Here is a 25,876-nt window from a genome sequence, read left to right as displayed (position 1 = left end):
TAGTGCAGGTGATAATAATTATCAATTCGTGAAGATAAGCGAGACGTGAAAAAAGGGTAAAAACGGTGTTGTTATGGGCAGGATACCGGCAGACACAGCGCGTTGAGGTTGCAGATGGGGCACTTGCTCAGGGAGCATACGTCTTTCGCAAAGACGCAAAAACGCCATCCCTGGCATGCTCAGCGCGGACGATTACGCACCTCATCCCTGAGGTGCGCCTGTAACCAGGCCAACGCTTTGCGTTGTTCAAAAACGCTCCCGGCGTTTTTGTCCATGGCCCGCTATGCTTTGCTTCAGACGTATGCTCCCATCGCTTTAAGGCCGGCAGCAGCCTCAACGCGCTGTGTCAGGCATCTGACTCAACAGCGCAAGCGCACAGAGCTAATCTTTATGAACCGGGAACTCCATCTCGCTGTACTTCACGAAACGGCTGCCGCGCGTCAGCTTGTAACCAAACCAGATAATCAGGAACAGCGGAATACCGATATAGGTTGCCGCTACGCCGTACCAGTCGATACTGTCGTTAAGGAAGGCCTGATAGTTCTGACCCAGCGTGATGATCAGGCAGAGCACGAAGGCAAAGATCGGCCCCAGCGGAAAGAAACCGGAACGGTATGGCAGATTGTTCAGGTCACGTCCCTGGGCGACATAGCCGCGACGGAAGCGATAGTGGCTGATGGCAATACCCAGCCAGGCGATAAAACCGGTCATGCCAGAGGTGTTCAGCAGCCACAGATAAACTTCCTGGTTGCCAAATTTTGAGGTCAGGAAGCACAGCCCGGCCACGACGGTCGTCGCCCATAAGGCATTGCGCGGTACACCGCCCTTAGAGAGCTTCGCGAAAATGCGCGGCGCTTTACCTTCAGAGGCCAGGTTGTACAGCATACGCGTTGAGGCATACATACCGGAGTTACCGGCAGACAGCACCGCCGTCAGGATCACCGCATTCATCACCGCTGCCGCAGAGAGCAGACCCGCGTTGCGGAACACCAGAGTGAACGGGCTGACGCTGATATCGTCAATGTCGTTGTGCAGTAATTGCGGATCGGTGTACGGCAGAATCAGGCTGATAATCAGGATGGCGAACACGTAGAACAGCAGGATACGCCAGAAAATCTGCCGCACGGCGCGCGGGATATTTTTTGCCGGGTCTTCAGATTCGCCCGCCGCGATACCGATCAACTCGGTGCCCTGGAAGGAGAATCCCACAATCATCGCCACACCAATCATCGCCGCAAAGCCGCCCGCAAATGGCGCATCGCCCACCTGCCAGTTCTGCCAGCCCGCATGCTCCGCACCGCGCATGATGCCGGTGATCATCAGCACGCCCACGATGATAAAGATAATGACGGTGGCCACTTTAATCAGCGAGAACCAGTACTCCGCCTCGCCAAAGCCTTTTACTGAGATGTAGTTGAGCAGGAATATCAGTCCCAGGAACAGCGCGCTCCAGATCCAGCCCGGCGTGTCAGGGAACCAGTAGGTCATCACCAGTTGGGACGCCACCAGGTCAACCGCGATGGTCACCGCCCAGTTGTACCAGTAGTTCCAGCCGAGTGCGAAACCAAAGCCCTCTTCGACATATTTTGCGCCGTAGGTGGCGAAAGAACCGGATACGGGCATGAAGGCGGCCAGCTCACCGAGACTGGTCATCAGGAAGTAGACCATCAGGCCGATCAGCATGTAGGAGAGCAGTGCCCCGCCAGGGCCAGCCTGAGCAATGGTCGCGCCAGAAGCGACAAACAGGCCGGTACCAATGGAGCCGCCAATGGCGATCATCGTCAGATGACGGGCTTTTAACGCACGTCGTAATGCAGGTTGTTGTGTTGTTTTTGAGTCATTATGCATGTGTTAACGCTACGCTGGGTAAAAATGAGGCGCGATTGTAGCAGCCAGACCGCCTCTGTATAGCTGATGCCATGCTGTTATAAGTTAAGTTCATGATCGCGCCCGAATTATTAGCAATCACTCACGGCAATAGGACAAAAAGCGCGTCAGTGCCTTTGAAATATGCTTCTGTCGGTGATGGATGCGATAGAGCGTCCGGGTCAGACGCGGCAACGGAATCGTCAGTTCTGTCAGCGTCCCCGCCTCCAGCAGATCGGCAATTACCCGACGCGAAAGACAGCTTATGCCCATGCCATGCCGTACGGCATGCTTGATCGCTTCGGAGTTGCCCAGCTCCATTCCCAGCTGAAAACTTGGCAGGTGAGACAGCAGCAGATAGTCGACGATTTCCCGGGTACCCGAGCCGCGTTCACGCAGGATCCACGGCGCTTCTGCCAGGGTTTTCAGCGTTACCGGCTGTTGCAGAATGGCGACGTCTGGCGCGGCAAACACCACCAGCTCATCTTCAAGCCAGGGTTCACTGACCAGTTCGGTCATATGGCACGGCCCTTCAATCAGGCCGACATCCACGCGGAAATCGGAAACCGCCTGAATCACATCCTGACTGTTGCCGACGCTCAGCTCCAGCGGCAGACCGGGAAAATCGCGACGCCAGGCCGCCATCATGCCCGGCAGCAGATAGTTACCAATGGTGCTGCTGGCGAAGATGCGGATCGCGCCGTTATCCTCTTTAAACAGCTGCTCAATTTCGCCCGCCTGCTCCAGCAGCCCGACCGCACGCGGATAGAGCAGTCGCCCATGCTCATTCAGCACCAGCCGTTTGCCGACCCGATCAAACAGCTGCACCCCGAGCTGACTCTCCAGATCGGCCAGCGCCGCGCTGACCGCCGACTGCGACAGCGCCAGCAGTTGCGACGCCTGAGTGGTGGAGCCGCTCTTCAGCACTTCGGTGAACACTTCGATTTGCCGCAGCGTAATGTGCATTGTCGCCTCTTAACTCAGTGAGTGCCTGACAAGATAAATGATTAACGCCAGCCAGATTAGCCCGATGACCACCAGCCAGCCTGCCATCTTTTTGCCGCGCGAACGCTGGGACTGCGCGCGTTCGCTGCTGGTGATGCGCACCTCTCGCGGCAGCAGACGCAACAGGATCATGACACCCGTAGGAATAATCACCGCGTCATCCAGCAGACCGACAAACGGGATCACATCCGGGATGAGATCGATTGGGCTGACACCGTAGGCGACCAGCCCCAGCATGCCCAGCTTGTTCCACCAGGGCGTGCGCGGATCCCGAAACGCGAACCACAGCACGAATACATCTTTTTTGATCAGCGTCGCCCAGCGGCGCAGACGCGAAACTATCATGATTGCTGCCTTATCGTTTATTCTGGTCAATTATAAATATATTATCTATTTCACTTTTAAGCCAGTCACCCTCATGATCATGATTCAACCACGAGGAGTGACCACCATGACCGAACTGAGCATCCCTAAAACGCATCATCCCGTTGCGCTCTGGTTCCCTGGTCTGCTGCTGACTGCCGCGATTGCCGGGGCTGCCAGCTGGCTGGCGCAGCAACCGGCGATTGCAGCAGCAGGACTGGGTTCACTGACTCTGGCAATTATGCTGGGCATTCTGGTCGGTAATAGCGTCTATACGCCGCTGGCGTCGCGCTGCGACAGCGGCGTGGCACTGGCTAAACAGAAGCTGCTGCGGCTGGGGATCATCCTGTTTGGCTTTCGCATTACCTTACAACAGATTGCTGACGTCGGTATCAGCGGCATCCTGATTGATGCGCTGACGCTGAGCAGCACCTTTTTTGTGACCTGTCTGCTGGGCATCCGGCTGCTGAAGCTGGATCGCGATACCGTCTGGCTGATTGGCGCAGGCAGCAGTATCTGTGGGGCTGCGGCCGTGCTGGCGACCGAGCCGGTAGTGAAAGTTGCGCCATCAAAAGTCGCGGTGGCTATCGCGACCGTGGTGCTGTTTGGCACGCTGGCGATCTTTATTTATCCACTGCTCTGGCCGCTGGCGCATCACCTGTTTCCGGGGCTGAGTGCCGCGCAGTTTGGGGTATTCACCGGCTCAACCATCCATGAAGTGGCGCAGGTCGTGGCCGCCGGGCACAGCATCAGCCCGGAGGCTGAGAACAGCGCCGTGATTGCCAAAATGCTGCGGGTGATGATGCTGGCGCCGTTCCTGCTCTGCCTGAGTGCGGTAATCCGCGGCAAACGCAACGCGAGCCAGGCGCGTCAGCCAGTGACCTTTCCCTGGTTCGCCCTGCTGTTTATCGCGGTCGCACTGTTTAACTCGCTGCAACTGCTGCCTGCTGCGGTAGTGGCCACGCTGAATGAGGTGGCGGGTCTGCTGCTGGCTATGGCGATGGCCGCCCTGGGCTTAACCACCCGTTTTGGCGCGCTGCGTGAGGCCGGCGTTAAACCGCTGCTGCTGGGCGCGCTGGTATTTGGCTGGTTAATCGCAGGCGGCGGCACCATCAATCTGCTGGTGCAACATTTCATGAGCTAGTGGCATCGGGTATCATGCCGCTTCACCCGTGCATAGCCCCAGGAGAAAGGCATGAAATATATTGGCGCACACGTGAGTGCGGCAGGTGGCGTGGATCAGGCTGTGATCCGCGCCCATGAAATAGAAGCCACCGCCTTCGCCCTCTTTACTAAAAATCAGCGTCAGTGGAAGGCTGCCCCGCTCTCCACCGAGGTGATTGATGCTTTTCGCGCTGCCTGCGAGACGTACACATTCAGTCCGCAGCAAATCCTGCCGCACGACAGTTTTCTGATTAACCTCGGTCATCCGGTTGAAGAGGCGCTGGAGAAATCCCGCGCGGCTTTTATTGATGAACTGAAACGTTGTGACCAGCTCGGCCTGACGCTTTTGAACTTTCATCCCGGCAGCCATCTGCATCAGATCGAAGAAGAAGCGTGCCTGAAGCGGATTGCAGAGTCGATCAACATCGCCCTCGATCAGAGTCAGAACGTCACCGCGGTGATTGAGAATACCGCCGGTCAGGGCAGTAACCTGGGTTTCCGCTTCGAGCATCTCGCCACCATTATTGAGCACGTCGAAGATAAGTCGCGCGTCGGCGTCTGCATTGATACCTGCCATGCATTTGCCGGCGGTTATGACCTGCGCACCGAAGCGGATTGTGAAGCGACGTTTGCAGAGTTTGAGCGCATTGTCGGCTTTAACTATCTGCGCGGCATGCACCTGAACGATGCTAAGAGCGCCTTTGACAGTCGCGTTGACCGCCATCACAGTCTGGGTGAAGGGAATATCGGCAAAACGGCCTTTAGCTGGCTGATGAAAGATCCCCGGTTTGATGGTATCCCATTGATTCTGGAAACCATTAATCCTGATATCTGGAAAGATGAGATTGCCTGGCTGAAAGCCGAACAGCAGGGATAGAAAAAGGGAGCCAGTTGGCTCCCTCAGACCGCTGACAAACCAAAAACCGGTTGAACCTGGCAGCATCGTATTAACTCAATGCGCAGGGAAGCAGGGAACAGGGTCAGAGGAGGAAAGCGTCCCGCGCCAGGGACGGCGCGGGCCGAGCGTGCCATGGATGGCGGCTTTTGCGTCTTTCCGATCTGACCGTGTTCCCAGTGCCAGCTCGGTCTAACCGCCACCAGGCCCGACTTTGTCAACTGGAATAACAGGGAGCTATCCGGCTCCCTGTTATTTTCACTTCAGCAGATTATGCACTTCTGCACATCAGGCTTTCGCCAGCTGCTCTTCCGGACGTTTCAGAACCGCATAGCTCAGACCTGCAATCGCGGTGCCGATGATAATCGCCATCAGATAGCCGACAACCGGGGTGATTGCGCCAGGGATTAGCAGGACAAACAGACCACCGTGCGGTGCCATCAGTTTCGCGCCAATCGCCATGGAGATCGCGCCGGTAACCGCACCGCCGACGATACAGCAAGGCAGAACGCGCATCGGGTCACGGGCTGCGAACGGAATCGCGCCTTCAGAGATAAAGCAGAGCCCCAGAACCAGTGCCGCTTTACCACCTTCCTGCTGACCTTTGTTGAATTTACGACGGGCAACCAGCGTAGCCAGACCCATCGCCAGCGGTGGCACCATACCGGCGGCCATGATGGCGGCCATCGGTGCATACGTCTGCGAACTCAGTAAGCCAACGCCAAATGCGTAAGCCACCTTGTTCACCGGACCACCCATATCAGTACACATCATGCCGCCCAGAATCGCACCCAGCAGGACCGCATTCGCCGTACCCATGTTGGCCAGCCAGTGCGTCAGGCCATTCATGATGCCTGCAACGGGTTTACCCACCACGTAGATCATCAGCAGGCCGGTGATCAGGCTGGCAAACAGCGGAATAATCAGTATCGGTTTCAACGCTTCCATACTCTGCGGCAGTTTAACTTTGCCGCTGATCAGCTTCGCCGCATAACCGGCAATAAAGCCTGCGATGATACCGCCTAAGAAGCCTGCGTTGATGCTGGTGGCGATCATACCGCCAATCAGACCTGGCGTCAGGCCCGGACGGTCGGCGATGGAGAAGGCGATAAAGCCCGCCAGTACCGGTACCATCAGGGCAAAGGCGCTGCCCCCACCGATTTGCATCAGTGCCGCAGCCAGTGTGCCCTGCTCTTTAAAGGCTGTGATACCAAAAGCGAACGACAGGGCAATGCTCAGACCACCTGCGACCACCATCGGCAGCATGTAAGAAACACCGGTCAGCAGGTGACGATAAGCCCCCGCGCCGCCTTTCTTCTCTTCTTCACGGGTATTGCTCTGTCCGGCAGCCGCCGCTTTATACGGCTTCGCTTCTGCTTCCGCTTTATCCAGTTCCTGCGCGGTTTTCTTCAGCGCCAGACCGGTTGAGGTACGGTACATCGGCTTACCGGCAAATTTCGCCAGATCGACTTCGATATCAGCAGCGACGATTACCAGATCGGCAGCAGCCACTTCTTCCGGGGTAATCGCATTACCGGCCCCCACGGAACCGCGGGTTTCAACTTTCACCCACCAGCCGCGGCGGGTCGCTTCGGCCTGAATCGCCTCGGCAGCCATAAAGGTGTGCGCCACGCCGGTCGGACAGGCGGTAACGGCAACCACGCGTTTCGGCGCGCCAGCCTGAGCCGGTGCCGCAGCAACTGCGCCAGCCGGTGTGGTCACTGCAGCGGTTGCCTGCCAGGTTCTGGCTTCGGCTTTCGCCCGGTTCAGGAAAGTTTCCGGCTCGCGGACTGCCAGCTGGATATCGCCCAGCCAGACCGCTTTACCGTTCAGCACCGCATCGTCCGGCACGTTTTTACCCAGCACGATCGCCAGTTCAGCGTCGGCAGGGTTATCAGTCAGAGTCAGGCCCGCAGCAGGTGCGGCCGCAGCCAGACGTTGTTGCGCCATATAAGCGGAAGCCAGTCCCAGTACAGGGTCTTTAATCAGCAGCGTTTTCATTATCGCTCTCCTGCTGTCAGTTAACGGGTTGTAAGTCGACGCGCGCCATCATTGCGGCCAACTGAGTACGATCGGAAACGCCGACATTGCTCTGGCTGACGGCCATCGCCGCCACGGCAGTCGCAAGACGCAGCGTGTGTTCGCTGGATTCGCGCATCAGCAGGCCATAAATCAGGCCGCCAACCATGGAATCACCTGCACCCACGGTGCTGACGACTTCACACATCGGTGGTTTAGCAATCCATTCACCCGAGGCGTTGACCCACAGCGCGCCTTCTGCGCCCAGCGAAATCACCACATGGGCGATGCCCTGCTCGCGCAGTTCGTGCGCAGCACCAATCACATCCTGCAGCGCTGGCAGTTTGCGACCGGCCCAGATTTCCAGCTCACGGCGGTTAGGTTTAACCAGCCACGGTGCGGCTTTCAGGCCTGCCACCAGCGCTTCGCGGCTGCTGTCAAAGATGATGCATGGGCAGTGGGTGCGCAGTTCGGTCATCCAGCGGGTAAAGGCATCGTGATCGACACCTTCCGGCAGGCTGCCGCTGACGCAGACCATATCGAACTGGCCCAGCCAGGTCAGCGAGTCGGTGGTAAAACGATCCCAGTCCTGACCCGTTACCTGAAAACCGGAGAAATTCAGATCGGTGACGTCCCCGGTCTGTTCAGTGAGTTTAACGTTGATACGGGTACGGCCAGGTACCACCTGGAAACGGTTAGCAATGCCCAGCTCGCTGAACAGCTGCTGGAAGCCGTCCTGATTCTCTTTACCCAGGAAGCCACCCACGGTGACATCAATACCCAGGTCTTTAAGAACTTTGGCGACGTTGATGCCCTTGCCCGCAGCATGCAGCCCGGTGGTTTTCACCAGGTTCACTTCACCGCGTTCAATTTCAGGGGTATAGCCCACCAGGTCATACGCCGGATTCAGCGTAATGGTGGCGACGCGTCTGCTCATGATGCCCCCTCGCCCAGACCGCTGGTGATCGCTTCTTCAATCGCGTTCAGCGCCTGCTGTGCATCGTCACCGCTGGCGGTGAAGCGCAGGCGATGGCCTTTCTTCACGCCCAGCGCAACCACTTTCATCAGGCTGCGGCCATTAGCCGGTTTACCGCTGCCGTCGAGGTTGGTCACGGTGATGTCGCTGTTGAACTGCTTTATCACGCTGACCAGCGCGGTGCCCGGACGGGCATGCAGGCCATGTTCGTTACGGATGGTGTATTCGGCGGTCAGTACCTCAGCCTGCTCATCGACTTCGCTGGTCAGCAGCGCGTAGACGCCTGCCGCATCGGCTTTCAGCAGACGATCGGCTTTGCCCTGCTGCAGTAATGCGCTGAGGTAACCCAGCACTTCCAGCGGACGCTCATCGGTCGCCGACACGCTGATCAACAGTGCAGCTTGTTCGCCCTGATGATCGAAAGCATGTTCAGCACGGCTGATAGCCACACCGCTGCGCAGGTTGCCAAGGCTGCTGTCGCTAAGCCAGATGCCCTGCCCCAGATTCAGCGGCGTCGTTGAAACCACCTCCGCCACGTAGCTGGCATCCACCACGCCCGCGGACTGCAGCCGACCGGCGTTCATCGCCTGCAGGGTGATCAGATCGCTGGCGGCTACGTTCAGCGTAATTAATGAAGTGTCGAAGCTGAATTCAGCGGCTTGTTTCTCGCCCATCAGCAACGCACGAAGATCGTCAGCAGAGGCGGTTTTTAGCTGTTCGGCAATGGAGTCATCGCTCAGAACATGCGTCAGCTGACGCAGCAGCGCCAGATGTTCATCTGACTTAGCAGCAATCCCGATAGCGACATAGGCGGTCTGATCCTCGCCCCAGGCAATGCCCTGCGGGAACTGGAACACCTGAACACCGGTTTTCAGCACCAGATCGCGGGTATCGGTGGTGCCATGAGGGATGGCGATGCCGTTGCCAAGAAAGGTGGAGGTCTGCTGTTCGCGCGCCAGCATGCCGTTGACGTAGCCTTCCGTCACATTGCCTGCAGCGGTTAACGCGGCAGCAACCTGACGAATGGCTTCTTCTTTGTTCTGGGCGCTGGCTCCGGTATGGATGGCCTGCAATTCGAGCTGGAACATAATTCTCCTCGCTTGCTGAGATTGAATCGTTTCAGCCAGTGGGGATTTTTTTACGCCATGCTGTTGAAAACAGGTGGCGCAGTCACCGCTGAAACGTTTCAGGGATTGTGGTACAGCAACTTTTCGGAAGCAAGAAAATGCGCAAATAGCGTTACAGATTTTTGAGGTTACGCACATTTCGGAGTGGTTAAGAGGAATAAAAAGTGAACAGGCTGACGCAGTTGCTGTAAACCAGAGATGACCGGACCAGAAATTTCAGCAGCGTCAGCGCTTCAGGGCGCGGTATCCGCTTCGAGTTGCAGCAGCCAGGTCATCGCCTGATGGCGGGAATCGCCGCACATGCTGTGTGTGGGTTGCAGACTTGCGCAGACAGCCGGACGCAGTGGTGAGCCAAACAGTTTGCAGCGAAGTGTGTCATCAAGCTGAATACAGGGCGTGTTGGCGGGCTTGCCGTCCGGCATACCCGGAATCGGCGAGGAGATCGAAGGTGCTGTGCAACAGGCACCGCATTGGCTACGGCATTGCATGCTGTACTCCGGCAGAGAAAGTCGCGGTGACAATAGCAGTCCACCGCGCTGATTACCACGATAGCCGCGGCCTGACACAAAATTTCGCATCCACGATATTGCCAGTTTTCACCGGCGCGAGTAACGTTGCGCGCACTTCACTCTTAAGATAGCGAGAACAGCAATGCCAAAAGCCAATGAAATCAAAAAAGGGATGGCCGTCACGCACAACGGTAAACTGCTGCTGGTTAAGGACATTGATGTTCAGAGCCCCAGCGCACGCGGTGCCGCCACCCTGTATAAAATGCGCTTTACCGATGTCCGCACCGGTTTAAAAGTCGAAGAGCGCTTCAAGGGCGACGAGATTATTGATGCGATTTCACTCAGCCGCCGCAGCGTGACCTTCTCTTATATAGATGGTGACGAATACATCTTTATGGATGATGAGGATTACACCCCCTATTCCTTTAAACAGGAGCAGATTGAAGAAGAGCTGCTGTTTATCCCTGAAGGCGGCATCCCTGGCATTCATGTACTGACGATGGAAGGTCAGGTGCTGGCACTGGAACTGCCACAAACCGTAGACATGGAAATCGTGGATACCTCACCCGGTATTAAAGGCGCCTCTGCCAGCGCCCGAACCAAACCGGCCGGCATGAGCACGGGTCTCTCTGTCCAGGTGCCGGAATACCTCAGCAACGGTGATCGCATCCGTATCCATATCGCTGAACGCCGCTACATGGGTCGTGCAGACTAACCGGCAACCTGCTGCCCATCGTGATAATGTTATAGTATTACATTATCACGCTATTCTCTGGCAGGAGTTGGTCTTATGACACGCGTTAACCTGATCACCGGTTTTCTGGGCAGCGGCAAAACCACGCTGCTCTGCCATCTGCTGGCCGCCAGGCCTGTCGGGGAAAAGTGGGCAGTGCTGGTCAACGAATTTGGTGAGATTGGGATCGACGGCGCCCTGCTGGCCGATCGCGGTGCCACGCTGAAAGAGATCCCCGGCGGCTGCCTGTGCTGCGTTAATGGCCTGCCGATGCAGGTCGGGCTGAATATGCTGCTCAGGAGCAAGCCCGATCGGCTGCTGATCGAGCCAACCGGCCTGGGTCATCCGCGTCAGGTGTTGCAGATGTTAAGCGCGCCGGTTTATCAGGCGTGGCTGCAACTGAATGCCACCCTGACGCTGCTGGATGCACGCCAGCTGGCCGATCCCCGTATCGTTGCCAATGAAAACTTCCGTGATCAACTGGCTGCCGCCGATATTATCATCGCCAACAAGCGCGATTGCTGGGATGAGGCGGACCGTCAGCGCCTGGCTGACTGGCAGCAGCAGATGCAGTTTCCGCGTCCATTAATACAGACAGAATTTGGTCAGGTCCCCCTTTCCCTGCTGGATATGCCGTATCAGCCCCGCGATATTCCGCTGCCGCATCATCATCATCCTGCAAATCCTACCAGCGGTCTGGCGGCGTTACGTCTGGACGGCGAAGCGCGCTGGCGTCGGGCGCTGAATCACGGCCAGGGTTACAGCGCCTGCGGCTGGCTGTTTGATGCTGATACGCGGTTCGACAGCAGCGCGCTGCTGGAATGGGTGCGGCAGGCAGCGGTCGATCGTATTAAAGGTGTGATGCGCACGCCAGAAGGCACAATGCGTATTAACTGCCAGGCAAAAGCGTTGCAGAGTGAAACCCACGCCACACTGCCACCTGATAGCCGCATTGAGATCATTCATTCTCAGCAGGCTGACTGGAATCGGCTACAATCGGCGTTGTTGAAGTGCCGTTTACGCTAAGACAGGTATTGTCGGCGGTTATTTTTTTAAATGAGTTTTAATTATGCGCGCAACCCGCCTTATTACTATCCTGCTGCTTAATGCACTGGGTTTAGTGCTCTTTCTTTCGTGGTATCTACCGCCAGAACATGGTTTCTGGTTCGGCATTGATAAAACTATATTCTATGGCTTCAACAATCAGATGGTGAGCCATCCGCTGTTCGCACTGATCGTCGCTATCACCAATTTTCGGGGTTTTGATGCGGTGTCATTGCTGGCCATGGGCCTGCTTTATCTGTCGATCTGGCGACGCGAAACGCCACAGGCGCGGCGGCGGATGCTGGCTATCGGCATCACTATGCTGCTCACCGCCGTGGTGCTTAACCAGCTGGGCCACCTGTTGCCAGTGAAACACTCCAGTCCGACGCTGTTCTTTGAGAACGTACATCGCGTCAGCGAACTGACCGGCATCCCCGCTAAAGATGCCTCGAAAGACAGCTTCCCTGGCGACCACGGTATGATGCTGATCATTTTCGCCTGCTTTATCTGGCGTTATTTTGGTTTCAGCCGTTTTTTAATTGCCACCGCTATTGTGGTGATATTTTCACTGCCGCGCATCATGGCGGGTGCACACTGGTTTACCGATATTGCCGTCGGTTCAATGTCAGTGATATTAGTGGGGCTGAGCTGGTGGCTATTAACGCCGGCCAGTGACGTGCTGGTTAACTGGTTTTATCGCAAATTACCGGGTAAATATAAGCCCGTGACGTAAATGTTAAGCGCGGACGATTTAATCGCCCTGATCTTAACCGTCCGCGCTTATAAAAAACAGCCCACCACTATTAGCCTGCTAATTAAATTTACGAAAAGAAAAGGTTATGACACTGCCGACAGGTTAAATAGCCACCACTATCCTCTGTCAATTAAGAAAACGCTAAAAACAGAGGCTATGCCCTGAATTGACGCCCCTTTTACTGCCTGTTCTCATCATCATTTCACCACAATTGTAGCTAAAGTAGTCAGTATGTTACGGTTTGATTTCACATCAAAAAAACCTATATAAAATTGATCAAAAGCACTCGCCACGGCGTCTGTAATCAGTTAATCTCAGTCGCAGTGAGGCTGCAGCGGCAGAAAATTCGGATTTTTTACCGTTAAAATGTGTCCATTAACACATTTTAGTAATTAAGGATTTGTCTCAGGCTGTTTCGCTTATTAATCTCCCTGTTTTGTCATCTGGCTGGCGACAATTTTGTCGTAAGGAAATCGAAGGAAAACCCGAATAATGGTCAAGTCTCAACCAATACTGAGATATATCTTGCGGATCGTGCCCGCACTGGCGCTGGCCACACTCCTCTCAGCTTGTAGCAGTACCCATAGCAGTCAAAACGCGAATAACGAGAATCATGAAGTTAACAACCACAATGGTTTTTTACTTCAGGCGTCTCAGGATGAGTTTGAAGAAATGGTGCGTAACGTCGACGTTAAGTCGCGCATCATGGAACAATACGCCGTCTGGAAAGGTGTGCGCTATCGCCTCGGTGGCGATACCAAACGCGGGATCGATTGTTCCGCCTTTGTACAACGCACTTTCCGCGATCAGTTTGGCTTAGAATTACCGCGCTCGACCTCTGAGCAGCAGGACACCGGCAAAGAGATTACCCGCAGTAAACTGCGTCCAGGCGATCTTGTGATGTTCCGTGCCGGTTCGACTGGCCGTCATGTGGGTATTTATCTGGGTAACGATAATTTCGTTCATGCCTCCACAAGCAGTGGCGTCATGATCTCCAGTCTCAATGATGACTACTGGAAAAAGCGTTACCGTGAAGGACGCCGTGTATTGAGTCGTAACCCGACCTGATTATCACCTTCGATCTTCTCTCAGCCAGAGAACATGAAACGCTGCTTACGCAGCGTTTTTTTTCGTGCCTTATTCTTAGCGACAGTCGTTTTATCAGATAAAAGCATTGTATTTCAGATTAATAACGAGACATTTCGGACACTCTCGTTATATTCTCGGTCGCTTAAACCGAAGCAGTCGAGTGCAATAACATAATAATAATTTGATCAGGGGACGTTCCTCATGCCACTGTCGGGGGCGCTAAGGCGCCATGCCACCTATCCTCGCCGAATCGCATGGAGTAGTGCGATGGCCGGTGGCGTATTCTTTCTTCTGTTTGCCGCTCTGTCACTTCACCAGACCTGGCAGAAGCGCGAACGACAGCATCAGCAACTGCTGGAGAACAGCCGCACAGCATTACAGCAAACGCTTTCCAGCCTGCTCAACAGCACCCTCAGTCCCCTGCTTCCGTTCACCCACACTGCCTGTCATACCATTAATCATGAACTGACCTCGCGCGCCGCGTTTGCCGGTAATCTCCGCGCCATCCTGCTGGTTAACGACGGCAATGCCTTTTGCTCCTCAGCCACCGGCAGTTTTAGCCTGCCGCTGAATGTGATCGCACCTGATAGTGATGTCTCACGTGACATCGATCTGCAGCTGATGTCAGGCACGCCGCTTCAGCCAAATAAACCGGCGCTGGGGTTGTGGATTAAAAATCCTGGCAGTAAGCAGTCAGGTGTCTTCGCGACGCTGAATATCAGTCTGGCTCCCTACCAGCTGCAGGTCTCCGGGCATCCGGAAATTACCGGTATGGCGCTGAAGGCGCAAAAGAGTGCCTTAACCAGCTGGCAGCCTGGCGTGATGGAAAATAAAAGTCTGCCGCCGCCGCTGTATCAGCAGGCGCTGACGGGCTATCCGCTGCAGTTTGTGTTGTTCGGTTCGGTTCTGACGTTCAGTGATTATCAGAATATCCTGCTGTGCAGCCTGCTGCTGTCACTGCTGGTTTCCGGCGGCTGCTGGCTGCTGTTATCTGTTTATCAGCGTCCGGGGAAAGAGCTGATTCGGGGCATGAAGCGCGGCGAGTTTCACGTTGAATATCAGCCGCTGGTCACCTCCCATGATGGTCAGCCTTATGGTATGGAAGCGTTACTGCGCTGGACCCATCCGACCGAAGGCCCGATCCCGCCCGATGTGTTTATTCAGTATGCCGAGTCACAGAACCTGATTATTCCTCTGACCCGGCATCTGTTTCAGCTGATTTCACGTGATGCGCACCAGCTGTGTCATACCATTCCCCGTCATGCCTGCCTCAGCCTCAACATCTCTCCGCTGCATCTGGCTGACAGCTGTTTCCGGCAGGATGTGCTGCGCTGGCTTGATACCATGCCTGCGGCTCATTTTAATTACGTGTTTGAGATTACCGAGCGCGCCATGATGCGCGATGAAAACGTCGGGGAACTGTTTGACTGGCTGCATCAGCAGCATATCAATATTGCCATTGATGATTTTGGCACCGGCCACAGTGCGCTGATCTATCTGGAACGTTATGCGTTTGATTACCTGAAAATCGATCGCGGCTTTGTCCAGAGTATCGGCACAGAAACCCTGACCTCGCCAGTGCTGGACACTGTGCTGCAGCTGGCGAAGAAGCTGAATCTGAAAAGTGTGGCGGAAGGGGTAGAAACCGGCGAACAGGCCGCCTGGCTGATTCATCGTGGCGTGACTCATCTGCAGGGTTACATCTTCAGCCGTCCGCTGCGACCGGAAACGCTGATAGACTATTTCCGGCGTCATAACGCCTGAGACTCTCTGGCCCGAATCGCGCCGGACATTTAACGGGAGAGAACATGCTATTTCGCCTGGGATTTCTGCTGCTGTGCGGCCTCTTCAGCACTCCGCTGCTGGCTGCCACGGTCCTGCAAACGTTCGCCTTCACACAGGCCGGCGAAGCGAAATATCCGCCCGGTTTCAGCCATTACGATTACGCTGACCCCCACGCCCCAAAAGGCGGCAGCATTACCCTGGCGGTGGTGGGCACTTACGACAACTTCAACCGCTACGCCTCACGCGGCAATCCGGGCATCAACACCGGCACGCTTTATGACGGCCTGTATACCAGCTCAGACGATGAACCGGGCAGTTATTATCCGCTGATTGCTGAATCAGCACGCTACGCCAGCGATTTTACCTGGATTGAGATCCGCATGAACCCCCGCGCCCGGTTCCATGACGGCACATCAGTCACCGCCCGCGACGTAGCGTTCACCTTTCAGAAGTTCATGGCCGAGGGCGTGCCCCAGTTCCGCGTCGCCTACCGTGGCGTGACCGTCAGGGCGCTGAACGATCTCACGGTCCGCATCGAGGCACAGAAACCGGATAAAGATCTGCTGCTTGGTTTACTGACGCTACCGGTTATTCCCGAGTCGTTCTGGCGCGATAAGAAGTTCAACGAGCCATTAAGCGCACCACCGTTGTCGAGCGGACCTTATCGCATCACGCGCTGGAAGCTGGGCCAGTTTATTGAGTTCAGCCGGGTAAAAGATTACTGGGCCGCCGATCTGCCGGTGAATCACGGACGCTTTAATTTTGATCGTATGCGCTATGACTACTATCTGGATGACAATGTGGCGTTTGAAGCTTTCAAAGCGGGTGCGTACGACTGGCGTGAAGAGACGTCGGCGAAGAAATGGGCGACCCAGTATCGCGGCCGCAATTTCGATGATGGCAGCATTGTAAAAGAAACCGCGCCCAATGAAGCCGCTATCGATACCCGCTGGCTGGCATTCAATAATGAAAAACCGCTATTCCACGATCGCCGCGTGCGCCAGGCGTTGTCACTGATGTTCGATTTCGAGTGGATGAACAAAGCGCTCTATTACGGTGCCTGGCACCGTGCCAGCAGCTATTTCCAGAATACAGAGTATGCTGCTCACGGCGTGCCGGATGCACATCAGCTGGCGCTGCTTGAACCCTGGCGCGCGCAGCTGCCACCTGCGCTGTTCAGCCAGCCTTACCTGCCGCACAAAACCGATGGCAGCGGCTATAATCGCGCCAGTCTGTTAAGCGCGTTTGAGCTGCTGAAACAGGCGGGCTGGCAGATTAAAAATCGCCAACTGGTCAATGATAAAACCGGTCAGCCGTTCACCGTCGAGCTGCTGTTGCGCAGTGGTTCTAACAACGACTGGGCGTTACCGCTGCAGCACAACCTTGCGCGGCTCGGCATTACGCTGAACCTGCGGCAGATCGACAGCTCGCAGTATCTGCGGCGCCTGCGTGAAGGCGACTACGATATGATCGCCACCGTTTATGGGGCAATGCCGATCCCGACCTCCAGTCTGCAGATCCTCTGGCAATCCGACTACATCACCTCGTCGTGGAATACCGCGCGGGTCAAAGACCCAATCGTCGACCACTTTGTGAAACAGATTGTGGCGCATCAGGGCGACCCTGCCGCGCTGCGGCCGCTGGCACAGGCGCTGGATCGGGTATTGCTGTGGAATGCGTATATGATCCCGATGTGGTACAACGCTGAACAGCGGCTGGCATACTGGGATAAGTTTTCACACCCTGCCCGAAAACCTGCCTACAGCACCGGGCTGGAAAACGGGTGGTACGACACAAACAAAGCCGGACGCCTGCCGGCCAGCAAACGCTAAGGAGATGACCGTTGGCCGCATACTTTCTGCGCAGATTGCTGCTGATTATCCCGACCTTATGGGCGATCATCACGCTTAACTTCTTTATCGTGCAAATTGCGCCTGGCGGACCGGTTGATCAGGCGCTGGCAAATATTGAGTTTGGTCAGACCACCGGCCTGCCCGGCAGCGGCGCGGAGAACGCCAGTTCACGCGCCAGCGTCAGTCATCTTAATCCCGCCGATAATCAGTACCGTGGCGCGCGCGGGCTGGATCCCGAAGTAATTGCGGAGATCAAAAAGCGTTACGGCTTCGATAAACCGCTATGGCAGCGCTACGGCGAAATGCTGTGGAACTACCTGCGTTTTGACTTTGGCGACAGCCTGTTTCGCAGCGCCTCGGTGATCGGGCTGATTAAGGAGAGCCTGCCGGTCTCCATCAGTCTGGGATTATGGAGCACGCTGATCATCTATCTGGTGTCGATCCCTCTGGGGATCCGCAAAGCGGTGCGCAACGGCAGCGCCTTTGATATCTGGAGCAGCGCGTTTATTATCATTGGCTACTCCATTCCGGCTTTTCTGTTCGGCATCATGCTGATCGTACTTTTTGCCGGTGGCAGCTATCTCGACTGGTTCCCGCTGCGCGGGCTTACGTCTGCGCAGCACGACACCCTGCCCTGGTATGGCAAAGTGCTGGATTACTTCTGGCATATCGCCCTGCCGGTACTGGCAACGGTGATTGGCGGCTTTGCCACACTGACGATGCTGACGAAAAACGCCTTTCTGGATGAGATCCGCAAGCTCTATGTGGTGACCGCGCGCGCCAAAGGCGTGCCGGAACGCCATATTCTCTATCACCATGTATTTCGCAATGCGATGCTGCTGGTCATCGCCAGCTTTCCCGCCACGTTTATCAGCATGTTCTTTACCAGTTCAGTGCTGATCGAAGTGATGTTCTCGCTCAACGGACTCGGCCTGCTCGGCTATGACGCAACGCTGCAACGTGATTATCCGGTGATGTTTGGCACGCTCTATATTTTCACGCTGATCGGTTTGCTGATGAATATCCTTAGCGATCTGACCTATACGCTGGTCGATCCGCGCATCGATTTCGGGAGCCGCTCATGACGCTCTCTCCGCTGAATCAACAGCGCTGGCAGCACTTTCGCCATAACCGGCGCGGCTACTGGTCACTGTGGATCTTTCTGGTCATTTTCCTGCTGTCGCTGTGTGCCGAACTGATCGCCAATGACAAGCCGCTGCTGGTGCATTACCAGCAGCGCTGGACGGTGCCGCTGCTGTTTGACTACAGCGAAACCGACTATGGCGGCGTACTGGCGACAGCGGCGGATTATCAGGATCCCTGGCTGCGGCAGCGCATTGCGCAGAACGGCTGGGCATTATGGGCTCCGATTCGCTTCAGCGACAGCACCATCAATTTTGCCACCAATGTGCCGTTTCCCTCTCCGCCTTCTGCGCAGAACTGGCTCGGCACGGACGCCAACGGTGGCGACGTACTGGCTCGTCTGCTCTATGGCACGCGCATTTCCCTGCTGTTCGGTGTGCTGCTGACACTTATCTCCAGTGTCATCGGGATTGTGACTGGCGCAGTGCAGGGTTATTTCGGCGGCAGAATTGATCTGATTGGGCAGCGAATGATTGAAGTCTGGTCCGGCATGCCTGCGCTGTTTCTGTTGATCCTCCTCTCCAGCGTCATTCAGCCCGGTTTCTGGTGGCTGCTGCTGGTCACCGTCGCGTTCGGCTGGATGAGCCTGGTGAGCGTGGTCCGGGCCGAGTTTTTGCGAACCCGAAACTTTGATTACATCCGCGCAGCACAGGCGCTGGGCGTCAGCGATGGCCGGATTATGCTGCGTCACATGCTGCCTAACGCGATGGTGGCTACCCTGACCTTTCTGCCGTTTATTTTGTGCGGATCGATCACTACGCTCACCTCCCTCGACTTTCTCGGTTTCGGTCTGCCGCTGGGTTCGCCCTCGCTGGGCGAGCTACTGCTGCAGGGCAAAAATAACCTGCAGGCGCCCTGGCTGGGCCTGGCGGGCTTTTTCACCCTGGCGATCCTGCTCTCGCTGCTGATTTTTATCGGTGAAGCGGTGCGCGACGCCTTTGATCCGGGCAAAGGAGCCTGAATGACGACGCCACTGCTTGCCATCAATCATCTCTCGATCGCCTTTCGTCAGGGCGAGCAACTTCGCCAGGTCGTGAATGACGTTTCACTGCGCATTGACGCGGGCGAAACGCTGGCGCTGGTGGGCGAGTCGGGTTCCGGCAAAAGCGTCACGGCGCTGTCGGTAATGCGACTTCTGCATGAGGCTGCGGTGATTTATCCCCGTGGAGAGATTCTGTTTAACGGTGAAGATCTGCTGCGCGCCCGCGAGCAACGACTGCGCGCGATTCGCGGCAACCAGATCGCAATGATTTTTCAGGAGCCGATGGTATCGCTGAATCCGCTGCACACCGTGGAGAAGCAGCTGTATGAAGTGCTGTCGCTGCATCGCGGGCTGCGTCGTCCGGCGGCACGCGGTGAGATTCTCAGCGTACTTGAACGGGTCGGTATCCATCAGCCTGACACCCGGCTCAATGATTTCCCCCACCAGCTTTCCGGCGGGGAACGCCAGCGGGTGATGATCGCCATGGCGCTGCTGACCGAGCCACAGTTGCTGATTGCCGATGAGCCGACCACTGCACTGGATGTGACGGTACAGGCGCAGATTCTGACGCTGCTGCGTGAACTGCAGCGGGAGCTGAATATGGGCATGCTGTTTATCACCCATAACCTGAGTATCGTGCGTCAGCTGGCGGATAACGTCAGCGTGATGCGTCAGGGTCACATCGTGGAACAGAATCGCTGCCAGATTCTGCTGAACCAGCCACAACATCTTTACAGCCAGCAGTTGCTGGCCGCCGAACCGGAGGGAAAACCACTGCCGCTACCCGCAGACGCGCCGGTCATTCTTCAGGTCGACCGGCTTCAGGTCAGTTTTGCGCAGCGACGCGGACTGTTCCGGCGGCAGACCGGCGAAAAGCAGGTGCTTTCCGGGCTGAGTTTCAGCCTGCGGCGGGGTGAAAGTCTGGGTCTGGTGGGCGAGTCCGGGTCAGGTAAAAGCACCACCGGCCTGGCGCTGTTGCGGCTGATTGCCTCACGTGGCGAAGTCTGGTTTGACGGCCAGCCGCTGCATCAGCTGTCGCGCCGGCAGCTTCTGCCACTGCGTCAGCGCATTCAGGTAGTGTTTCAGGATCCCAATTCCTCGCTCAATCCGCGTATGACTGTGCAGCAGATCATTGCTGAAGGTCTGGCGGTGCATCAGCCCGAACTGAACAGTGTACAGCAGGCGCAGCGGGTGATTGCGGTGATGGAGGAAGTGGGACTGGAAGCGGAAAGCCGGCATCGTTATCCGGCCGAATTCTCTGGCGGTCAGCGACAGCGTATTGCTATCGCACGGGCACTGATTCTGGAGCCGGAGCTGCTGATACTGGATGAACCCACCTCCTCGCTGGATCGCACGGTGCAGAAGCAGATTCTGACACTGTTACGCCGCTTACAGCAGCAGCGTCAGCTCAGCTATCTGTTCATCAGTCACGACCTGGATGTGGTTCGCGCCTTGTGTCACCAGCTTATTGTGCTGCGTCAGGGGGAGGTAGTGGAACAGGGAGAGTGTGAAACGTTGTTTGCATCACCGACGGCTGTTTATACCCGCGAGCTGCTGCAGTCGGCGCAATTCACCCTGCGATAAACGTTTCCGCAATCGCCACGCCCTGATTTTTCAGGCAGCAGTTAGTGGCGCTTTCGTCGCGACGCTGAATAAACAGGCAGGGCTGCCCTTCGCACTCGGCCACTTTGCAATCGACCTGAATATCCGCCAGTACCTCTTTCAGCTGCTGCAGGATCTCCCACGCCGGAATGCCGTCATGGCTGATCAGACGCAACGCCACGAACTCTTGCTCATCCAGCGTTGTGTCATCGGATTCAATGGCACTATGGTGATCGCTGGCCCAGCGAAAACGCTGTGGCAGACGATGCACAATTGAAAGTTGCAGCATAGGTTACTCTCCCCGATGAGTTTATGTCGCAACACCGACCTGCCCGGCTGAAAACGGGTTGATCCCCGCAGAGTCAGGACAGGGATGACTGGCCCATCCATGCGGATTGCAGAAGCGCATTTTTTGCGACTTACATCGCACTTCAGCCTATATGTACCGCGTTCACACGCCGTTAACAATCATTTTAGACGCATTGTGGTTACTTTTTTAACTAAAGGTTTTCACAAGTAAGAAACAAAACCGGCGAGATGAGCATCACTGCGGACAGCGGCGGGGAAACCACTGCGCCCGGTTAACGGGGCGCAGTGCGGGAACGTGAAGCGTAGAAAAAGAGCAGCAGAGAGATTGTTGCGCAGAGCGCGATAGTGCCGACCATCGGCCAGGCGCTGTTAAAACTTAGCAGCGACAGCAACGCCCCCACAAAAGCGCCGACGCCAAAACGCAGCGTGCCCGCCAGGGACGAGGCCGTGCCCGCCATGTGCGGGAACTCATCCAGAATCACCGCCATCGCATTCGATGAGACCATCGACACGCAGCCGATAAACAGTGCGATCCCCATCACCAGCGGCAGGAAACCGAGGCTGAAGGCGCTGACCAGCAGCAGCCAGATCCCCATGCAGAACTGAATCAGCAGGCCCAGCCGGAACATCGCCACCGGACCAAAGCGGCGCACGGCGCGGCTGTTAATCAGCGTCAGCAGAAACAGAAATACTACGTTGAGGCCAAAGTAGTAGCCAAAGTTTTGCGGTGAAACGTGATTCAGCTCGATGTAAACAAAAGGGCCGGCATTGAGAAAGGTAAAGAGTCCGGCAAAGGAGAAGCCGCTCGCCAGCATATAGCTGAACGCGCGTTTGTGGCGAAACAGGGTCACGAAATTGCCCAGCGTGGTGCGCAGGTGAAACCGCTGTCGCTGCTCCGGCTTAAGGGTTTCGCGGATCTGGGTGGTGACCAGCACGGTCGTTACCAGCGCCGCGCCCGCAAGTGCCCAGAAGATGGCATGCCAGCTCCAGAGCACCAGCAGCCAGCCGCCGATAATTGGGGCCAGCAGCGGCGCAATGGTGGTAATCAGCATCACAAAGGACATCATGCGCGAGAAGTCCTCTTTCGAGTAACTGTCACGCATCAGGGCATTAATCACTACACTGGCTGCGGCAGCCGACAGCCCGTGCAGGAAACGCATCAGAATCAGCTGGTCGATGCTCTGCGACAGCGCACAGGCTGCGGCGGCACAGGCGAAGATCAGGGTGCCGAGTGCAATCACCGGCTTACGCCCATAGCTGTCTGCCAGTGGCCCATAGATAAGCTGGCCAATCGCGAAGCCGAGAATATAGAGGTTGAGCGACATCTGCACGCTACCGGCTGACACACCGAACTCACGCGCAATCTGCGGCATCGCAGGCAGATACATGTCGATCGACAATGGCATCAGCATGGCTAACAGACCAAGGATGACAACCAGTCCTGTTGGCGAATTCTTTTCCTTACGCACACCCTCTCCTGCACAAATGAATCAGGTATGGGCCGCCTGGCCCGCCCGGTTATTTTGCCTGCAGCTCTTTTGGCAGACCGATGCTGGCGATCTCGTCTTCCGTCAGCGCCCGGTATTCGCCCGGTTCCAGATCGTCGTCCAGCGAAATGTTACCGATACGCTCACGATGCAGCTCAATGACCCGGTTGCCGACGGCGGCAAACATCCGTTTCACCTGGTGATAGCGGCCTTCACTCAGAGTCAGCCGCACGTCTGTGGGGGTAATCACCTCCAGCTGTGCCGGTTTCGTCAGGTCCTTCTCATTGTGAAGCTGCACGCCTGCGGTAAACTGCGCGGCCGTATCGTCACCGATCGGCGATTCCAGGGTGACGCGATAGGTTTTCTCGCAGTGATGACGTGGCGAGGTAATGCGGTGTGACCACTGGCCATCATCTGTCAGCAGCACCAGCCCGGTGGTGTCAATATCAAGACGCCCTGCCGCGTGCAGTTTGAATGACACTGGCTCTTCGATGAAATAGAGGATAGTCGGATGATCGGGATCGTCGGTTGAGCAGACGTAGCCCTGCGGTTTGTTCAGCATAAAGTAGCGTGGGCCGGTGAGCATCTGCAGCACGTTGCCATCATAGGCGACTTCGTGGTCGGGCAGCAGTTTAAACGCGGTGTCGCGTACCACTTCACCGTTGACGGTGACACGCTGACCACGGATCTCGCGATGAGCGATAGCGCGGCTGATTTCCAGTTGCTGAGAGATGAATTTGTCGAGTCGCATGAATTCGTTTTGCCTGTTACTGCGGAGGGAATCTGAAACGGCCTGGTTAACCGTTGAAAATGTGCGGGAAGTATAACGTGATCCGCGCCAGCCTGACAGCGCGTTTACCGCCCTTTCATGGCATAATTACCACCAGTTTTATAAAAGTGAGCAACATGTCTTTTACCTTACGCCCCTATCAACAGGATGCGGTGAATGCCACCGTGGCGCATTTCCGTCGCCATCAGGAGCCTGCCGTTATTGTGCTGCCAACCGGTGCCGGAAAAAGTCTGGTGATTGCCGAGCTGGCACGGCTGGCGCGTGGCCGGGTGCTGGTGCTGGCACACGTCAAAGAGCTGGTAGCGCAGAACCACAGCAAATATCAGGCTTACGGACTGGAGGCCGATATTTTTGCCGCCGGCCTGCAGCGCAAAGAGAGCCAGCGCAAAGTGGTGTTTGGCAGCGTACAGTCGGTTGCGCGCAATCTCCACCAGTTCGACAGCGCCTTCTCGCTGGTGATCGTCGACGAGTGTCACCGCATCGGCGATGACAAAGAGAGTCAGTATCAGCAGATCTTCAATCATCTGCGCCAGCACAATCCTCAGCTCCGTTTACTCGGCCTGACCGCCACGCCGTTCCGGCTGGGTAAAGGCTGGATTTATCAGTTCCACTATCACGGTATGGTACGCGGCGACGAAAAGTCGCTGTTCCGCGACTGCATCTATGAACTGCCGCTGCGCTATATGATCAAGCATCAGTTCCTGGTGCCGCCGGAGCGGCTGGATATGCCAGTGGTGCAGTATGATTTCAGTCGCCTGACGGCACAGTCTGACGGTCTGTTCAGCGAAGCCGATCTGAATCGCGAACTGAAACAACAGCAGCGCGTAACGCCCCATATCATCCGGCAGATTGTAGCGTTCGCTGAAGATCGGCTGGGGGTGATGATTTTCGCCTCAACGGTAGAGCATGCGCGGGAAATTCTGCAGCTTCTGCCTGAAAACAGCGCGCTGATCTCCGCCGAAACACCTGCTCGCGAGCGTGATGCCCTGATCCTGGCCTTTAAAGCGCAGCAGTTGAAATTCCTGGTGAACGTGGCGGTGCTGACCACCGGGTTTGATGCCCCGCACGTGGATCTGATTGCGATCCTGCGCCCGACCGAGTCGGTGAGCCTCTACCAGCAGATCGTCGGACGCGGACTCCGGCTCTCGCCCGGTAAGACCGACTGTCTGATTCTGGATTATGCCGGTAACCCGCATGACCTTTTTACGCCCGAGGTCGGCGCACCTAAAGGGGCCAGCGACAATCAGCCAGTCCAGGTTTTCTGTCCCGCCTGCGGTTTCGCCAATACCTTCTGGGGCAAGGCGACCGCCGATGGCATGGTGATTGAGCATTTTGGCCGACGCTGCCAGGGCGTGCTGGAAGATGATGAGGGTGATCGCGAACAGTGTGATTTCCGCTTCCGCTTTAAAAGTTGCCCCGACTGCGGCGCAGAGAATGATATTGCCGCCCGGCGCTGTCATCAGTGCGACAAAATTCTGGTCGACCCGGACGATATGCTTAAAGCCGCGCTGAAACTGAAGGATGCGCTGGTGCTGCGCTGTGGCGGCATGACGCTGGAACAGGGCCGCGACGCCAAAGGTGAATGGCTGAAGGCAACATATCATGATGAGGAAGGCACCAGCGTCAGCGAACGGTTTCGCCTGCAGACTCCCGCCCAGCGTAAGGCGTTTGAACAGCTCTTTATGCGCCCGCATCAGCGCGCGCCCGGTGTACCGCTAGGCTGGCAGACCGCCGCTGACGTGCTGGCGTTGCAGCCATTGCTGCGACATCCCGACTTTGTCGTGGCGCGCGCCAAAGGCCAGTTCTGGCAAATCCGCGAGAAAATGTTCGATTATCAGGGTCGTTATCGCCGCGCCAATGAGCTGCGTTAATGGACTACGCAGGCGCTCCGGAACCCGGCTGGCGGGTATTTCGTTTGCTACCACCCGGCATAACGGCTATACTGCCGCCCGCTTTTGCATGTGCATCAGCGGGATTGAATAACCTGCCTGTTACTGGGTCGCCTGTAGCAGGATTAAATAAAGAGATACAGTAATGTTCACTATCAATGCAGTAGAACGTAAAGAGCAGGGTAAGGGTGCGAGCCGCCGCCTGCGTACAGCAAACCGTTTCCCGGCCATCATCTACGGTGGTTCTGAAGCGGCTGTTGCCATCGACCTGGATCACGACTCCGTAATGAACCTGCAAGCTAAGCCAGGTTTCTACGACGAAGTGCTGACCCTGTCAGTTGACGGCAAAGAAACTAAAGTGAAGGTTCAGGCTGTTCAGCGTCACCCGTTCAAGCCAAAACTGTTCCACATCGACTTCGTTCGCGCTTAATCGCGAATGACGTTGAAAAGTAAGAGGGCCGGTTGAAAAACCGGCCCTCTTACTTTGTCACT

Annotated in this window: 23 protein-coding genes; 13 read left to right on the top strand and 10 right to left on the bottom strand. The window is 56.3% G+C overall.

The annotated features are described in order from the left end of the window. Positions 1–381: 381 nt before the first annotated feature. From QSK07_RS01890 to QSK07_RS01880, 3 genes are all read right to left on the bottom strand, one after another. Positions 382–1,848, bottom strand: a complete 1,467-nt coding sequence (locus QSK07_RS01890; RefSeq protein WP_098052805.1) for an amino acid permease — start codon at positions 1,846–1,848, stop codon at positions 382–384. Positions 1,849–1,965: 117 nt separating this feature from the next. Then, positions 1,966–2,832 (bottom strand): DNA-binding transcriptional regulator YeiE, encoded by an 867-nt coding sequence (yieE, locus tag QSK07_RS01885; RefSeq protein WP_098052804.1) that lies wholly within the window; start codon positions 2,830–2,832, stop codon positions 1,966–1,968. A 9-nt stretch (positions 2,833–2,841) separates the two neighbouring features. Next, positions 2,842–3,216, bottom strand: a complete 375-nt coding sequence (locus tag QSK07_RS01880; RefSeq protein ID WP_098052803.1) for a YkvA family protein — start codon at positions 3,214–3,216, stop codon at positions 2,842–2,844. A gap of 106 nt (positions 3,217–3,322) precedes the next feature. On the opposite strand from QSK07_RS01880, the gene QSK07_RS01875 reads away from it, so the two are divergent. Both QSK07_RS01875 and nfo read left to right on the top strand, forming a co-directional pair. Further along, positions 3,323–4,378 carry a YeiH family protein gene (locus QSK07_RS01875; protein WP_285720285.1) on the top strand — a complete coding sequence of 352 codons (1,056 nt, stop codon included), beginning with the start codon at positions 3,323–3,325 and terminating at the stop codon, positions 4,376–4,378. A gap of 51 nt (positions 4,379–4,429) precedes the next feature. Further along, entirely contained in the window at positions 4,430–5,275 is an 846-nt protein-coding gene (gene nfo / locus QSK07_RS01870; protein ID WP_285720284.1) for a deoxyribonuclease IV, read from the top strand. Positions 5,276–5,581: 306 nt separating this feature from the next. Here the strand turns inward: nfo and fruA are convergent, their stop codons facing one another. The 4 genes from fruA to QSK07_RS01850 all read right to left on the bottom strand — a co-directional run bounded on the left by fruA (position 5,582) and on the right by QSK07_RS01850 (position 9,903). Beyond that, positions 5,582–7,294, bottom strand: a complete 1,713-nt coding sequence (gene fruA / locus QSK07_RS01865; RefSeq protein ID WP_285720283.1) for a PTS fructose transporter subunit IIBC — start codon at positions 7,292–7,294, stop codon at positions 5,582–5,584. 16 nt (positions 7,295–7,310) lie between these two features. Further along, positions 7,311–8,249 carry a 1-phosphofructokinase gene (gene fruK / locus QSK07_RS01860; RefSeq protein WP_098052800.1) on the bottom strand — a complete coding sequence of 313 codons (939 nt, stop codon included), beginning with the start codon at positions 8,247–8,249 and terminating at the stop codon, positions 7,311–7,313. Beyond that, entirely contained in the window at positions 8,246–9,376 is a 1,131-nt protein-coding gene (fruB, locus tag QSK07_RS01855; protein ID WP_098052799.1) for a fused PTS fructose transporter subunit IIA/HPr protein, read from the bottom strand. Before fruB ends, fruK begins: the two co-directional genes overlap by 4 nt. 272 nt (positions 9,377–9,648) lie before the next feature. Beyond that, entirely contained in the window at positions 9,649–9,903 is a 255-nt protein-coding gene (locus tag QSK07_RS01850; RefSeq protein ID WP_285720282.1) for a YkgJ family cysteine cluster protein, read from the bottom strand. A gap of 163 nt (positions 9,904–10,066) precedes the next feature. Here QSK07_RS01850 and yeiP point away from each other — a divergent pair, with 163 nt between their 5' ends. From yeiP to yejF, 9 genes are all read left to right on the top strand, one after another. Next, complete coding sequence (gene yeiP / locus QSK07_RS01845; RefSeq protein WP_098052796.1) at positions 10,067–10,639, top strand: elongation factor P-like protein YeiP; 573 nt, start codon at positions 10,067–10,069, stop codon at positions 10,637–10,639. A gap of 75 nt (positions 10,640–10,714) precedes the next feature. Further along, positions 10,715–11,683, top strand: coding sequence for a CobW family GTP-binding protein (locus QSK07_RS01840; protein ID WP_285720281.1), 969 nt, complete (start codon positions 10,715–10,717; stop codon positions 11,681–11,683). Positions 11,684–11,726: 43 nt separating this feature from the next. Further along, a complete protein-coding gene (locus QSK07_RS01835; protein ID WP_285720280.1) occupies positions 11,727–12,434 on the top strand; it encodes a phosphatase PAP2 family protein in 708 nt (235 codons plus the stop codon). A 513-nt stretch (positions 12,435–12,947) separates the two neighbouring features. Continuing rightward, entirely contained in the window at positions 12,948–13,523 is a 576-nt protein-coding gene (gene mepS / locus QSK07_RS01830) for a bifunctional murein DD-endopeptidase/murein LD-carboxypeptidase (protein ID WP_013358530.1), read from the top strand. Between the two features lie 222 nt (positions 13,524–13,745). After that, the gene (gene pdeN, locus QSK07_RS01825; RefSeq protein WP_275220896.1) at positions 13,746–15,308 is read left to right on the top strand and encodes a cyclic di-3',5'-guanosine monophosphate phosphodiesterase PdeN; all 1,563 of its coding nucleotides are present in this window, start codon (positions 13,746–13,748) and stop codon (positions 15,306–15,308) included. A 44-nt stretch (positions 15,309–15,352) separates the two neighbouring features. After that, positions 15,353–17,161 carry an extracellular solute-binding protein gene (locus QSK07_RS01820; RefSeq protein WP_285720279.1) on the top strand — a complete coding sequence of 603 codons (1,809 nt, stop codon included), beginning with the start codon at positions 15,353–15,355 and terminating at the stop codon, positions 17,159–17,161. 11 nt (positions 17,162–17,172) lie between these two features. Further along, complete coding sequence (locus tag QSK07_RS01815) at positions 17,173–18,267, top strand: microcin C ABC transporter permease YejB (RefSeq protein ID WP_098052791.1); 1,095 nt, start codon at positions 17,173–17,175, stop codon at positions 18,265–18,267. Then, positions 18,264–19,286, top strand: a complete 1,023-nt coding sequence (locus QSK07_RS01810) for an ABC transporter permease (protein WP_275220898.1) — start codon at positions 18,264–18,266, stop codon at positions 19,284–19,286. Before QSK07_RS01815 ends, QSK07_RS01810 begins: the two co-directional genes overlap by 4 nt. Next, the gene (gene yejF, locus QSK07_RS01805; RefSeq protein WP_285720278.1) at positions 19,287–20,891 is read left to right on the top strand and encodes a microcin C ABC transporter ATP-binding protein YejF; all 1,605 of its coding nucleotides are present in this window, start codon (positions 19,287–19,289) and stop codon (positions 20,889–20,891) included. On the opposite strand, the gene QSK07_RS01800 is transcribed toward yejF, so the two are convergent. The 3 genes from QSK07_RS01800 to rsuA form a co-directional block, all read right to left on the bottom strand. After that, positions 20,878–21,198, bottom strand: a complete 321-nt coding sequence (locus QSK07_RS01800; RefSeq protein ID WP_098052788.1) for a YejG family protein — start codon at positions 21,196–21,198, stop codon at positions 20,878–20,880. The two genes, yejF and QSK07_RS01800, sit on opposite strands and share 14 nt — an antisense overlap. A 292-nt stretch (positions 21,199–21,490) precedes the next feature. Then, on the bottom strand, positions 21,491–22,687 hold the full coding sequence (locus tag QSK07_RS01795; RefSeq protein ID WP_098052787.1) for a Bcr/CflA family multidrug efflux MFS transporter: 1,197 nt from the start codon (positions 22,685–22,687) through the stop codon (positions 21,491–21,493). Between the two features lie 49 nt (positions 22,688–22,736). Next, the gene (gene rsuA, locus QSK07_RS01790) at positions 22,737–23,456 is read right to left on the bottom strand and encodes a 16S rRNA pseudouridine(516) synthase RsuA (RefSeq protein ID WP_275220901.1); all 720 of its coding nucleotides are present in this window, start codon (positions 23,454–23,456) and stop codon (positions 22,737–22,739) included. Between the two features lie 155 nt (positions 23,457–23,611). Here rsuA and radD point away from each other — a divergent pair, with 155 nt between their 5' ends. Both radD and rplY read left to right on the top strand, forming a co-directional pair. Continuing rightward, the gene (gene radD, locus QSK07_RS01785; protein WP_285720277.1) at positions 23,612–25,366 is read left to right on the top strand and encodes a DNA repair helicase RadD; all 1,755 of its coding nucleotides are present in this window, start codon (positions 23,612–23,614) and stop codon (positions 25,364–25,366) included. A 163-nt stretch (positions 25,367–25,529) separates the two neighbouring features. After that, positions 25,530–25,814: a 50S ribosomal protein L25 gene (gene rplY, locus QSK07_RS01780; protein ID WP_098052785.1), complete on the top strand. Its 285-nt coding sequence runs from the start codon at positions 25,530–25,532 to the stop codon at positions 25,812–25,814. Positions 25,815–25,876 lie beyond the last annotated feature (62 nt).

This window comes from Pantoea sp. QMID4, assembly GCF_030270445.1.
GTDB lineage: Bacteria > Pseudomonadota > Gammaproteobacteria > Enterobacterales > Enterobacteriaceae > Pantoea > Pantoea vagans.
Note: the sequence above shows the minus strand (reverse complement) of the source record. Positions and strands in the feature narration are given on the sequence as shown.

Bases quoted from the DNA above. Each gene is read 5' to 3' on its own strand.
- QSK07_RS01850 (WP_285720282.1), bottom strand. From the start codon at position 9,903: ATGCAATGCCGTAGCCAATGCGGTGCCTGTTGCACAGCACCTTCGATC.
- QSK07_RS01875 (WP_285720285.1), top strand. From the start codon at position 3,323: ATGACCGAACTGAGCATCCCTAAAACGCATCATCCCGTTGCGCTCTGG.
- nfo (WP_285720284.1), top strand. From the start codon at position 4,430: ATGAAATATATTGGCGCACACGTGAGTGCGGCAGGTGGCGTGGATCAG.
- QSK07_RS01890 (WP_098052805.1), bottom strand. From the start codon at position 1,848: ATGCATAATGACTCAAAAACAACACAACAACCTGCATTACGACGTGCG.
- fruB (WP_098052799.1), bottom strand. From the start codon at position 9,376: ATGTTCCAGCTCGAATTGCAGGCCATCCATACCGGAGCCAGCGCCCAG.
- rsuA (WP_275220901.1), bottom strand. From the start codon at position 23,456: ATGCGACTCGACAAATTCATCTCTCAGCAACTGGAAATCAGCCGCGCT.
- mepS (WP_013358530.1), top strand. From the start codon at position 12,948: ATGGTCAAGTCTCAACCAATACTGAGATATATCTTGCGGATCGTGCCC.
- yieE (WP_098052804.1), bottom strand. From the start codon at position 2,832: ATGCACATTACGCTGCGGCAAATCGAAGTGTTCACCGAAGTGCTGAAG.
- QSK07_RS01840 (WP_285720281.1), top strand. From the start codon at position 10,715: ATGACACGCGTTAACCTGATCACCGGTTTTCTGGGCAGCGGCAAAACC.
- fruK (WP_098052800.1), bottom strand. From the start codon at position 8,249: ATGAGCAGACGCGTCGCCACCATTACGCTGAATCCGGCGTATGACCTG.
- QSK07_RS01820 (WP_285720279.1), top strand. From the start codon at position 15,353: ATGCTATTTCGCCTGGGATTTCTGCTGCTGTGCGGCCTCTTCAGCACT.
- QSK07_RS01880 (WP_098052803.1), bottom strand. From the start codon at position 3,216: ATGATAGTTTCGCGTCTGCGCCGCTGGGCGACGCTGATCAAAAAAGAT.
- QSK07_RS01835 (WP_285720280.1), top strand. From the start codon at position 11,727: ATGCGCGCAACCCGCCTTATTACTATCCTGCTGCTTAATGCACTGGGT.
- rplY (WP_098052785.1), top strand. From the start codon at position 25,530: ATGTTCACTATCAATGCAGTAGAACGTAAAGAGCAGGGTAAGGGTGCG.
- QSK07_RS01810 (WP_275220898.1), top strand. From the start codon at position 18,264: ATGACGCTCTCTCCGCTGAATCAACAGCGCTGGCAGCACTTTCGCCAT.
- radD (WP_285720277.1), top strand. From the start codon at position 23,612: ATGTCTTTTACCTTACGCCCCTATCAACAGGATGCGGTGAATGCCACC.
- pdeN (WP_275220896.1), top strand. From the start codon at position 13,746: ATGCCACTGTCGGGGGCGCTAAGGCGCCATGCCACCTATCCTCGCCGA.
- yejF (WP_285720278.1), top strand. From the start codon at position 19,287: ATGACGACGCCACTGCTTGCCATCAATCATCTCTCGATCGCCTTTCGT.
- QSK07_RS01800 (WP_098052788.1), bottom strand. From the start codon at position 21,198: ATGCTGCAACTTTCAATTGTGCATCGTCTGCCACAGCGTTTTCGCTGG.
- yeiP (WP_098052796.1), top strand. From the start codon at position 10,067: ATGCCAAAAGCCAATGAAATCAAAAAAGGGATGGCCGTCACGCACAAC.
- fruA (WP_285720283.1), bottom strand. From the start codon at position 7,294: ATGAAAACGCTGCTGATTAAAGACCCTGTACTGGGACTGGCTTCCGCT.